Origin of the sequence: Vibrio cincinnatiensis, from assembly GCF_022113815.1 — a bacterium.
GTDB classification, from domain to species: domain Bacteria; phylum Pseudomonadota; class Gammaproteobacteria; order Enterobacterales; family Vibrionaceae; genus Vibrio; species Vibrio cincinnatiensis_A.
In genome coordinates, this window is sequence record NZ_SGOM01000012.1 from 25,792 (window position 1) to 37,647 (window position 11,856).

The 11,856-nt window shown below is 46.9% G+C and carries 8 protein-coding genes; 4 read left to right on the plus strand and 4 right to left on the minus strand.

The window, feature by feature from the left end:
- The first annotated feature begins 22 nt into the window (after positions 1–22).
- Complete coding sequence (prlC, locus tag EXA13_RS13935) at positions 23–2,065, plus strand: oligopeptidase A (protein ID WP_238133721.1); 2,043 nt, start codon at positions 23–25, stop codon at positions 2,063–2,065.
- A 118-nt stretch (positions 2,066–2,183) separates the two neighbouring features.
- Positions 2,184–4,358 (plus strand): DNA helicase II, encoded by a 2,175-nt coding sequence (uvrD, locus tag EXA13_RS13940; RefSeq protein ID WP_238133722.1) that lies wholly within the window; start codon positions 2,184–2,186, stop codon positions 4,356–4,358.
- Positions 4,359–5,060: 702 nt separating this feature from the next.
- On the opposite strand, the gene EXA13_RS13945 is transcribed toward uvrD, so the two are convergent.
- The 3 genes from EXA13_RS13945 to rarD form a co-directional block, all read right to left on the minus strand.
- The gene (locus EXA13_RS13945) at positions 5,061–5,717 is read right to left on the minus strand and encodes a LysE family translocator (RefSeq protein WP_238133723.1); all 657 of its coding nucleotides are present in this window, start codon (positions 5,715–5,717) and stop codon (positions 5,061–5,063) included.
- Between the two features lie 75 nt (positions 5,718–5,792).
- Complete coding sequence (locus EXA13_RS13950) at positions 5,793–6,587, minus strand: AraC family transcriptional regulator (protein ID WP_238133724.1); 795 nt, start codon at positions 6,585–6,587, stop codon at positions 5,793–5,795.
- Between the two features lie 74 nt (positions 6,588–6,661).
- Positions 6,662–7,564 carry an EamA family transporter RarD gene (gene rarD / locus EXA13_RS13955; protein WP_238133725.1) on the minus strand — a complete coding sequence of 301 codons (903 nt, stop codon included), beginning with the start codon at positions 7,562–7,564 and terminating at the stop codon, positions 6,662–6,664.
- Between the two features lie 175 nt (positions 7,565–7,739).
- On the opposite strand from rarD, the gene recQ reads away from it, so the two are divergent.
- Both recQ and EXA13_RS13965 read left to right on the plus strand, forming a co-directional pair.
- Positions 7,740–9,575 carry an ATP-dependent DNA helicase RecQ gene (gene recQ, locus EXA13_RS13960; RefSeq protein ID WP_238133726.1) on the plus strand — a complete coding sequence of 612 codons (1,836 nt, stop codon included), beginning with the start codon at positions 7,740–7,742 and terminating at the stop codon, positions 9,573–9,575.
- On the plus strand, positions 9,568–9,873 hold the full coding sequence (locus EXA13_RS13965) for a DUF3630 family protein (RefSeq protein WP_238133727.1): 306 nt from the start codon (positions 9,568–9,570) through the stop codon (positions 9,871–9,873). Before recQ ends, EXA13_RS13965 begins: the two co-directional genes overlap by 8 nt.
- Positions 9,874–9,938: 65 nt before the next feature.
- On the opposite strand, the gene EXA13_RS13970 is transcribed toward EXA13_RS13965, so the two are convergent.
- Positions 9,939–11,777, minus strand: a complete 1,839-nt coding sequence (locus EXA13_RS13970) for an ABC transporter ATP-binding protein (RefSeq protein ID WP_238133728.1) — start codon at positions 11,775–11,777, stop codon at positions 9,939–9,941.
- Positions 11,778–11,856 lie beyond the last annotated feature (79 nt).

Consider the following 11,856-nt stretch of genomic DNA (forward strand, 5'->3'; position numbering starts at 1 on the left):
CTTAACCCAAAAGGAATGTTTTATGTCTAATCCACTTCTCACCTTTACGGATTTACCTCCGTTTTCTGCCATTAACCCCGAGCATGTAAAGCCTGCGGTTGAGAAAGCGATTGAAGATTGCCGCACTCAAATTGAACAGGTGCTGCAAGAGAATCGCCAACCCACTTGGGAGAGTGTGATCGCTCCAATTGAAGAAGTGGATGATCGTTTAAGCCGTCTTTGGTCGCCAATCAGCCATATGAACTCAGTGCTCAACAGTGATGAACTGCGTGACGCGTATGAAAGTTGCCTGCCACTGCTGTCAGAATATGGAACTTGGGTTGGACAACACAAAGGGCTATTTGAAGCTTATAAAGCGATCAAAGCCAGCCCAGAGTTCAGTCAGCTGAGCCGCGCGCAGCAAAAAACCATTAATGATGGGCTACGTGATTTTGAGCTATCCGGTATTGGTCTGCCTGCCGCTGAGCAAAAACGCTACGGTGAGATCAGTAAACGTATGTCAGAACTTAGCTCTAAGTTTTCCAATAATGTATTGGATGCGACCATGGGCTGGACGAAACATATTGCTGATGCAGAGCCATTGGCGGGTATGCCTGAGTCGGCGTTAGCGGCGGCGCAAGCGGCCGCACAGGCAAAAGGGCTTGATGGGTATCTCTTAACCTTGGATATGCCGTCTTATCTCCCGGTCATGACGTATTGTGAGAACCAAGCATTGCGTAAAGAGTTGTATGAAGCTTATGTGACTCGAGCTTCTGACCGCGGCCCGAACGCAGGGAAATGGGACAACAGTGAAATCATCGCTGAGAAGCTCAAGCTGCGGCATGAAATCGCTCATATGCTGGGTTTTAGCACTTACAGTGAAAAATCGCTGGCCACCAAAATGGCAGAAACGCCGGATCAAGTGCTCAGTTTCCTCAATGACTTAGCGAGCAAAGCTAAGCCGCAAGGGGAGCGTGAAGTGGAAGAACTGCGTCAGTTTGCCGAGCAAGAGTATGGCGTAACTGAGCTTGAGTTGTGGGACATCGCTTATTACAGCGAGAAACAAAAACAGCATCTGTTTGATATTTCTGATGAAGAGCTGCGTCCTTATTTCCCTGAAGCTAAAGTTGTCAGCGGCCTGTTTGAAGTGTTGCAGCGCGTATTTGGCATGCGTGTGCAAGAGCGTGATGGCGTGGATACTTGGCATCCGTCTGTGCGCTTTTTTGATATTTTTGATGGTCAAGATCGTTTGCGGGGCAGTTTTTATCTCGATTTATACGCTCGTGAGCATAAACGTGGTGGTGCATGGATGGATGATTGTCGAGGTCGCCGTATCACCCTCAATGGTGAGCTGCAAACTCCCGTGGCTTATCTCACCTGTAACTTTAACCGCCCAGTAGGGGATAAACCTGCCCTGTTTACTCATGATGAAGTGGTGACGCTATTCCATGAATTTGGGCATGGTATTCACCATATGTTGACGCAAGTCGATGTGGGCGCGGTTTCGGGGATTAATGGCGTGCCATGGGATGCGGTGGAACTGCCTAGCCAGTTCTTAGAAAACTGGTGTTGGGAAGAAGAGGCGCTGGCCTTTATCTCGGGTCACTATCAAACAGGCGAACCGCTACCTAAAGCGATGTTAGATAAAATGCTGGCAGCGAAAAACTTCCAATCTGCAATGTTTATTTTGCGTCAGTTAGAATTCGGCTTGTTCGATTTTACTCTGCATACCACGTATGACCCTGAAGTTGGTCCGAAAGTGTTAGAAACATTAGCGGAAGTGAAAAAGAAAGTGTCCGTATTGCCGAGCCTAGAGTGGAACCGCTTCTCCCACAGCTTTAGTCATATTTTTGCTGGCGGTTATAGCGCAGGATATTACAGCTATTTATGGGCAGAGGTGTTATCTGCTGATGCTTTCTCTCGTTTTGAAGAAGAAGGTATTTTTAATGCGGAAACTGGGCGGAACTTTTTAAATCACATCCTAGAAATGGGCGGCAGTGAGGAACCGATGGAACTGTTTAAACGCTTCCGTGGTCGTGAACCACAAATTGATGCCATGTTGCGTCACGCCGGAATTGCCGCATAATTCACGCGGAAATACCTTGCAAGGGGAGTCATAGTACTCCCCTTTCTTGTCATTTGGTTATCCCTTCGTTTAAGAGTATAATCGTGCAAAATATGTATAAATAACCAGTAGCCTAGCCATGATGGATCCTTCTCTTTTACTCGACGGCCTCAATGATAAACAGCGTGAAGCGGTCGCCGCGCCACTTGAAAATCTGCTTATTCTCGCGGGGGCGGGAAGTGGTAAAACACGGGTACTGGTCCATCGTATCGCCTGGTTAATGTCGGTGGAGCGCTCTTCCCCTTTTTCCATTATGGCAGTGACTTTTACCAATAAAGCCGCCGCTGAAATGCGCGGGCGAATTGAAGAACTGATGATGGGTAGCGCATCCGGCATGTGGACGGGTACTTTTCATGGCATTTGTCACCGCATTCTCCGCGCTCACTACCTCGATGCTAAGCTACCGGAAGATTTTCAAATCCTCGACTCAGAAGATCAACAGCGTTTGTTGCGCCGCTTGATTAAAGCACAGAATTTGGATGAAAAGCAGTGGCCCGCCAAGCAAGTGTGCTGGTGGATTAACGGCAAAAAAGATGAAGGGCTGCGCCCCCGCCATATTGACGCTTATCGAGATCCCGTTACCCAAACCTATTTACAGCTCTATACCGCGTACCAAGATGCGTGTGATCGGGCGGGGTTGATTGATTTTGCGGAAATATTACTCAGAGCCCATGAACTGCTGCGTGATAAACAGCATATTCGTGAGCATTACCAAGCGCGTTTTAAGCATATTCTGGTGGATGAGTTTCAAGACACCAACAACATTCAGTATGCATGGTTACGGATGATGGCGGGCCCTGACTGTCACGTCATGATCGTTGGGGATGATGATCAATCCATTTATGGTTGGCGCGGAGCAAAAATTGAGAATATCGAAAAATTCACGCTGGAATTTCCGAGTGTGAATACCATTCGCCTTGAGCAAAATTACCGCTCCACCAAAACCATTTTGCAAGCGTCCAACGCATTAATCGCCAATAACACCGAACGTATGGGCAAAGAGTTATGGACCGATGGCAGTGAAGGTGAACCGATTTCTGTCTACTCAGCGTATAACGACTTGGATGAAGCGCGGTTTGTGGTGAGCAAAATCAAAGAGTGGCAGGATAAAGGCGGGGTGCTGAATGATTGTGCGATGCTTTACCGCAATAACGCCCAATCACGGGTGTTGGAAGAAGCGTTGCTGCAAGCAGGATTACCTTATCGTATTTATGGTGGAATGCGCTTCTTCGAACGGCAAGAGATCAAAGATGCACTCAGTTATTTACGCTTAATGGCGAACCGAAATGATGATTCGGCATTTGAGCGAGTGATCAATACCCCCACCCGTGGTTTAGGTGATAAAACCTTGGAAACGGTGCGCTTTGCCGCGCGGGATCGGGGCTGCACGTTATGGGAAGCCTCGCTTGCTCTACTCAATGAACAAGTACTGACGGGGCGTGCAGCGGGAGCTTTGGGCCGCTTTGTCGAACTGATTAATGCATTGGAAGATGACAGTGCGGAAATGCCGCTCCATGTACAAACTGACCATGTGATTAAAACCTCAGGCCTGTACGCCATGTATGAGCAAGAAAAAGGTGAAAAATCCAAAGCCAGAATTGAAAACTTAGAAGAACTCGTTACCGCGACGCGTCAGTTTGAAAAACCGGAAGAAGCGGAAGAAATGAGTCTATTAACCGCTTTCTTAACCCATGCCGCATTAGAAGCAGGGGAAGGGCAAGCGGATGAGTTTGATGATGCGGTGCAATTGATGACCTTGCACAGTGCGAAAGGCTTAGAATTCCCTCTGGTCTTTATGGTAGGGGTTGAAGAGGGCATGTTCCCGAGCCAGATGTCGGTTGAAGAAGCGGGGAGTTTAGAAGAAGAACGCCGTTTGTGCTACGTAGGCATGACCCGTGCAATGCAAAAGCTCTACATGACTTATGCAGAAATTCGTCGTTTATACGGGCAGGATAAATACCATAAACCCTCGCGTTTTATCCGAGAATTGCCTGAGCAATGTTTGGATGAAGTGCGAATGAAAGCGCAGGTAAGCCGTCCGGCAAGCAGTGGACGCTTTAGTGCTACTGCAGTGAAAGACAATTTTAATGAAACGGGCTTTAGTCTCGGGTCTCGGGTGCGCCATCCAAAATTTGGTGAAGGTACCATTATCAACTTTGAAGGTAGTGGCCCGCAGAGCCGAGTTCAAGTTGCGTTTAATGGTGAAGGCATTAAGTGGTTAGTGACTGCTTATGCCAAATTAGAAAAAGTGTAGTCGCTTTCAGCGATACTTCGGTGTATCGCTGATACTGAACGGTCAAGTTTTAGCTCGATAGCAAAAGAAAACCCCGCGGGCAAAGCCCTGCGGGGTTATGGTCTTACTCGCAGCAATCCAGCTACTAAATAGGTGCTCCCTGCATCTATTCCTTGATAGTGTGCTATTCCTTCAGCGTAATCCGTTCATCGCCTTCCTAGCGGTGTCCTCGATCATCCTGATCTGCTAACCATCCTGTTAGCGCACATTACTTGTTCCCTGAGCAGTGTCCTTGACATCATCCTGATGTTTAGTCCTTGCCTCATCCAGAGGGGTCCATTGTCATTCCGTTGTCGCTACCATCCTAGTAACGATCGAGTCCGTTCAATGTCCTTGATGCTATCCTTGCCGATTGTTTATCCTCAACAATCGCGCCTTCATCCTGAAGCTCACTATCCTTAGTGATTCCTTTTCCCTGTCAGCATCCTTCCGACACCCTCCATATTACGGATTTGTCTGAACCTCACAAGAGTAGGAAATTGATGATTTTATCCATACTTTGATGTCTTTTGTCTATATTTCTTACTTATCAATAAGTTAAATTGTTTTCTTCGGTTTTTGTCAGTAAGGAAAGCGAGATTTACTTACTTATTTGTGCGAGATCTCTTACAAGAGCTCAGGGCGATTTACTGCTGTTAAAAAATAGCTTCGTAGGCTTAAACGCTATGTCAGCACGCTAAACAGTGCTTGGCATAGAATGATTGAGCCAATTAAGCTAAAAATTATGCCACAGAGCGCGTCAATATAACGATGGGCTTGCTGCAATCGACGTTGCAAGCTTTCTGTTGAAAGCATCCAAGCCAGTGATGCGAACCATAGCAGCGATAATCCCCATAGAATAATTAAAGCGAATCCTTTTCCTTGTAGCGACATCTCAGTTGGTACTAGGGTCGACATCAAGCTAATGAAAAAGACTAAGGCTTTCGGGTTTAAAATATTGGTGATAAAACCCCGCGAAAAAGCCTGACGTTTGTTACTGAGCAGCAAAACAGGACGTGAAGAGGTTTGGTCAGTGGTTGTTTGCCAATGTTGTACCGTGTGTCGTAAGGCATGAAGGCCGAGATAAAGTAAATAACCCCCTCCTGCGAGCTGTAAAATCGCAAACAAAACGGGGTGCTGATGCACTAAGTAGCTGATGCCCGTCAAGCTCAAGAGTGAATGAAGAAAAATACCACACGATAGTCCAAGTGCGATAAATAGACCGGTTTTTCGTCCGTACCGTGTCGCGTTTTGGATCACTAATGCGACATCCGGCCCCGGACTCATTAAGGCGATGAAATGGACGCTAGCAAGCGTAAGTAGTAGGCTGATTTCGTTCATGGTTAAGTCTTGTGATGAATCATTTGCAATAGCCTGCCAGAAGAATGGGCCAGACGATTGTAAATTTTTGACATGTTAGTTAATCGCTGAGGGGGATACGCCATAGGTGAGTTTAAATGCTTTGGTAAAATGAGCTTGATCGTAAAATCCAACTTGCAGAGCAACGTCAGTACCACACACACCACGTTGCAAGAGTTTCATGGCTTGCTCTAAGCGTAGCCGAGAAAACCAGGCATAAGGGGTGATGCCCATTTGTGCTTTAAAATGTCGTTGAAACTGTGTTGGGCTTAATTGACAAAGTTGCGCGAGTTGCTCTAACCGTATTGGCTGATCTAAATGAGCGAGTAAAAACGCTTTCAATGTCCCGATGGTCTGTTTACCTAAAGGAATAATGGGCTGTGGTTTATGGACACCATAGCGGGAAAGTAGTGAGTTAAAGCCTTCATAAGGTAAGCAATCTTTCGCCAGTTGGCTTAAGTGGGGCTGAGTCAACGCTTTGTGGAAGTGATCTAATTGTGAAAAGATGGCGCTATCACTCACAATCAGATGCTTAAAGCGGATGATGTTTTCTGGCGAAGAAAGCTCAAAATATTCACTAAACCACTCGGGTGTAACGGAAAAAACTCTCACTTGATAACCGGAATCTAACAACGACCGACCATCATGTAATTCATCCGGAGGCATAATGACCACTTCTCCCGGTCCAACCAAATGCTGATCTCCACGGTGAGCAAACTTTTGTTGCCCACCGGTGATGAGTCCAATGTGGAAATCCAAATGGTAATGACGCCGAAAAGCAAACTTTTTATAGTCTGCTTCAATCAAGCTTATCGCTTGGTGCGGTGTTGAATAATAGTGAACTTTGTCCATGTGAAATCAGTGGTGGAATAAACATCATCTTACTAAGTTAGCGGCTGGAAAAACGCTTGTCTTGTAAAAAATGATCAGCGATTGCGACGTCTACGGTTATAGACGGCGGCATCAAAGCTAAATACCAACAATGCTCCCCAAATAAATAGAAAGGTCACGGCTTTATCACTAGAGAAAGCTTCGCCATACACCAACACGGCCAATAGAAACATAAAGCTTGGCCCAATATATTGGAAAAAGCCGAGCGTGGATAATTTTAGCCGAGTGGCTGCCCCAGTAAAACAGAGCAAAGGGAGTGTGGTGATAATGCCCGCACTGACCAGCAAGAGATTCAGGTGCCAGTCATTGCTTGTCAGTGAGCTGGTGGACGAATCTGCCAGAAAAAACAGATACAAAGTAGCCACGGGTAGTAACACTAACGTCTCAATAAATAAACCACTTTGTGCGCCGACGCCCACTTTTTTACGCAGTAAGCCATAGATACCAAAGGTGGAGGCGAGCGCTAAAGCGACAATGGGAATAGAACCAAATAAGATTAACTGAATCCCCACTCCAATGGCGGCTAACAGTACGGCAAACCACTGCAATTTACGTAGTCGCTCACCTAAAAACAGCATCCCGAGAAAGACGTTCAGAAGGGGGTTGATGTAATAGCCTAAGCTGGCATCCAGCATATGGTTGGAGTTAATTGCCCAGATAAAAATCAGCCAGTTTCCCCCGATCAATAGAGAGGTCAGTAGCAGATAGAACAGCTTACTTTTTGACTGAAAAACATTGATTACGGCTTTCCATTGGCGGCCAAAGTGCAACAGCCCAGCCAGTAAAAAAAAGGACCAAATGATTCGGTGGCTGAGAATTTCAAGTGGGGAGACCTGACTAAGCTGTTTGAAATAAATCGGGGCAATACCCCATATGGTATAGGCACAGATGGCGAATATAATGCCTTTCTTGGCTTCTTGTTGTTGTTCCGGTGTCATGCTTTACATCTCGTTGAGTACGCAACCATGAATATTGCGAATAGGCCGCCAGTATAGCGTGTAAATCGGATTCCTCGAACATTTTGCGGTTTTATTCACCGACAAAGGGCACTACAATAGCCGATCTGTTCTGATGCTGAAGTATCAGTCTCCCCACTCATAATAAAGAGCCAGCATGACCGCCACTTTACTCGCTGAACAATCGGATTTCGCCTTGCACCCGCAGCATGTATTGCGTGAGGTTTTTGGCTATCAGACTTTTCGAGTCGGCCAACAAGAGGTGATTGAGGCGGCGGTGGCTGGTCAAGACAGCTTGGTGATCATGCCAACAGGTGGGGGCAAATCGCTCTGTTATCAAATTCCAGCCCTTATCCGCGACGGCGTTACTGTGGTGATTTCTCCGCTGATTTCGCTGATGAAAGATCAGGTTGACCAACTTAAAGCAAACGGTGTGGCGGCTGAATGTGTGAATTCAACCCTGAGTCGAGAAGCGCTACAAAGTATTTATCAACGTATGCATGCGGGCCACCTTAAACTTTTGTATGTGTCACCGGAACGGGTTCTCACCTCCGAATTTATCGAACGGCTCAACCATCTGCCAATCGCTATGATTGCAGTGGATGAAGCGCACTGCATTTCACAATGGGGGCATGATTTTCGCCGCGAATATGCCGCATTAGGTCAGCTTAAACAGCAGTTCCCTCATATTCCGTTTATGGCTTTGACCGCCACCGCCGACGATGCCACTCGCGGCGACATCTTGCACCGCCTGCAACTCAATGAGCCGCATATTTATCTAGGTAGCTTTGATCGCCCCAATATCCGTTACTCATTGGTCGAAAAGCATAAACCCGTGTCGCAAGTGATTCGTTATTTGGAAACCCAAAAAGGGTTATGCGGGATTATCTACTGTGGTAGCCGTAAAAAAGTGGAGATGTTGACGGAAAAATTGTGCAACAACCGTATTCGTGCCGCCAGCTACCATGCAGGAATGGAAGCCGATGAACGCGCTTATGTTCAAGAAGCGTTTCAGCGAGATGATATTCAGATCGTGGTGGCAACGGTTGCCTTTGGGATGGGTATTAATAAACCCAATGTCCGTTTTGTGGTGCATTTTGATATTCCGCGCAATATTGAATCTTATTATCAGGAAACCGGACGAGCCGGGCGCGATGGTTTGCCTGCCGAGGCGATGATGCTGTATGACCCCGCTGATATTATCTGGCTGCGACGTATGCTGGATGAAAAAGAAGAGGGGCCACAAAAACAAGTCGAAAGCCATAAGCTGACCGCTATGAGCCATTTTGCCGAAGCGCAAACCTGTCGTCGCCAAGTGCTGCTCAACTATTTTGGCGAATACCGTGATAAGCCGTGTGGTAACTGTGATATTTGCCTTGATCCGCCTAAGCATTTTGATGCAACCGAACAGGCGCGCAAAGCGCTCTCTTGTGTGTATCGAGTTAACCAAAGTTTTGGCATTGGTTATGTGGTGGAAGTGCTGCGTGGGATGCAAAATATCCGTATTCGTGAAAATGGCCATGACAAGCTCTCCACTTACGGCTTAGGGCGCGATCATAGCCATGATTACTGGGTTAGTATCTTTCGGCAGTTGATTCACAAAGGGTTACTGCACCAAAACATCACTCGCAACTCGACTTTACAGTTGACGGAAGAAGCGCGTCCGGTATTACGTGGTGATAAAGCGATAGAGCTGGCGGTGCCCCGTTTAGATACGGCCGCTCGGACCGTAAAAGCCGATAAACTATCGAGCAAGAACTACGATAAAAAACTGTTTGCGAAATTGCGTAAGTTACGTAAATCCATTGCTGATGAGGAAGGCTTACCGCCTTACGTGGTCTTTAGTGACGCCACCTTAATTGATATGGCGGACATTTTACCCACCTCTTATGGAGAGATGCTGGCAGTCAATGGGGTCGGACAACGCAAACTGGAAAAATATGCCGACCCATTCTTAGATGCGATTCAGGAGCATTTGACCGGACATGGCTGAGTTTGGCTTAAGTGAATATTTAGCCTCGCAAGGGCGCATTATTTTACGTATTCCACCATGGGATTTTGACGCTTTTCCTGAGCTAGCCGAGCGTCTACTCCGGTTACTTTCGGCGACGGTGATCGAAAAACAGTTGGATGCCGATATGCATAGCTGGCTGATCGATTTTGAAGGTTGCCATCTGTTGCTACGAGCGGAACATTACAGCACCAGTGTATGGATTGAAGCCATGAGTGAAGGGCAAAGCCGTGAAGAGCTGGACTTTATCGCTCAGCTTTTGGCTAATCGGGTGCGATAAGTCCGCTCTTGGTGATTTGGCAAAAAGGTCATTTCACCTCAATATCGGTTCGTTGCAAATGAGAGTTATGGTTCGGTGGTTTCCCCAATGAATCCACCAGTTTGATGATCCCACAACTGAGCATAAAGACCATGACGGGCGAGCAGTTCTTGGTGTGAGCCTTGCTCAATGATCTCTCCCTGATCCATTACGATTAAACGGTCCATGGCCGCAATGGTAGAAAGGCGGTGTGCAATCGCAATGACGGTTTTACCTTCCATCAGCCGTTGTAGATTGTCTTGAATCGCAGCTTCCACTTCGGAATCGAGAGCCGATGTCGCTTCATCCATAATTAAAATGGGCGCATTCTTGAGCAAGACCCGAGCAATCGCAATACGCTGACGTTGCCCTCCGGAGAGTTTCACCCCGCGCTCACCCACTTGTACATCGTAGCCACTATTCCCGCTCTCATCTTGTAGAAGATCAATAAAGTCATAGGCTTCTGCTTGGTGGCTGGCATCCATCAGCGCTTGTTCATTGGCATCTGGGTTGCCGTAGAGAATATTGTCACGAATCGAGCGGTGCAGCAGTGAGGTATCTTGAGTGATCATACCGATTTGCTGTCGTAGTGACTGTTGCGTGACTTGGTCGATGGCTTGCCCATCTATCTCTATCTTACCAGATTGAATATCGTAAAAGCGGAGCAGGAGATTCACTAAGGTTGATTTTCCGGATCCAGAACGGCCAACAATGCCCACTTTTTCACCCGCTTTAATATGCAGGTTTAGGGCGTTAAATACAGGTTTCTGCTCGTTATAGCGAAAAGAGACCTGATGAAAACGAATATCGCCCTGGGTCACGGTAAGTGGCTGTGCATTGGCGGCATCTTCAATGTCTACCTCATTGGCAATGGTATTCATGCTATCGATGACCATACCAATACTTTCAAACATGCCGCGAATCTCCCACATGATCCATTTCGACATACCTTGTAAACGCAGGGCAATGCTGATCCCAATCGCAATCACGCCAACAGTGATGGATTCGGCTAACCAGAGTTGAATGGAGAGTGCTGCAATAGAAAATAGCAACAGATAGTTCAGGACATCAACGCTGTACAGTAGGCTGGTTAAGGTTCGCATCTGTTGATATACAGTGGCGAGATAGCCTTTCATGCCTTGTTGGGCATACTCAGTTTCTCGCTGAGAGTGGGAAAATAATTTGACGGTCGTGATATTGGTATAGGTATCGACAATACCACCAGTCATGGTGGACTGCGCATGCGCTTGCGCGGTCGAAATGCGTTTTAAACGGGGGATAAAGTAGCATTGAATCAGAATATAGAGGTAGAGCCAAATCACAATGGGGAGCACCAATATTTGATCAGCACTGGCGATCATGACCAACATCGAAATAAAGTAAACCGAGATATAGACCGATAAATCCACCAGTTTCATCACCACCTCACGTACGGAATGCGCACTTTGCATCACTTTGGTGGCGACGCGCCCCGCAAAATCTCGATGGAAGAAGCCGACACTTTGTTTGAGTAGGTAGCGGTGTACCCGCCAGCGGATCGACATTGGGTAGTTACCCATAATGGTTTGGTGTAGCAAGTTTGAGTGAACCAACGCCAAAATCGGCATGATGACTAACACCAGCGCCGCCATGGTGAGTAGGGAAGTGCCGTTATCTTCCCAGAAGTGGGTACGGTCACTATGACTGAGCATATCCACCAACTCCCCTAAATAGCGCACCAACGTGACTTCAGCGATCGCCACGCAAGCACTGAGTAGAGACATGACCAGCAGTGGTTTTTCAAACCCCCGAGTGTAATAACGGCAAAAGCCAAATAGGGTTTTAGGCGGTTGTTGGGGATCGTGCTCAGGGAACGCGTTGGTAAGATTTTCAAACCATTGAAACATGCAGAAGTTGACCTAGGTTAATGAAAGTAAGAGTGGTTCGCATTTCTTCTTTTAATTGTGAGAATTATTAGTAAAATAC

Bases quoted from the DNA above. Each gene is read 5' to 3' on its own strand.
- rarD (WP_238133725.1), bottom strand. From the start codon at position 7,564: ATGACACCGGAACAACAACAAGAAGCCAAGAAAGGCATTATATTCGCC.
- prlC (WP_238133721.1), top strand. From the start codon at position 23: ATGTCTAATCCACTTCTCACCTTTACGGATTTACCTCCGTTTTCTGCC.
- EXA13_RS13945 (WP_238133723.1), bottom strand. From the start codon at position 5,717: ATGAACGAAATCAGCCTACTACTTACGCTTGCTAGCGTCCATTTCATC.
- uvrD (WP_238133722.1), top strand. From the start codon at position 2,184: ATGATGGATCCTTCTCTTTTACTCGACGGCCTCAATGATAAACAGCGT.
- EXA13_RS13950 (WP_238133724.1), bottom strand. From the start codon at position 6,587: ATGGACAAAGTTCACTATTATTCAACACCGCACCAAGCGATAAGCTTG.
- EXA13_RS13970 (WP_238133728.1), bottom strand. From the start codon at position 11,777: ATGTTTCAATGGTTTGAAAATCTTACCAACGCGTTCCCTGAGCACGAT.
- EXA13_RS13965 (WP_238133727.1), top strand. From the start codon at position 9,568: ATGGCTGAGTTTGGCTTAAGTGAATATTTAGCCTCGCAAGGGCGCATT.
- recQ (WP_238133726.1), top strand. From the start codon at position 7,740: ATGACCGCCACTTTACTCGCTGAACAATCGGATTTCGCCTTGCACCCG.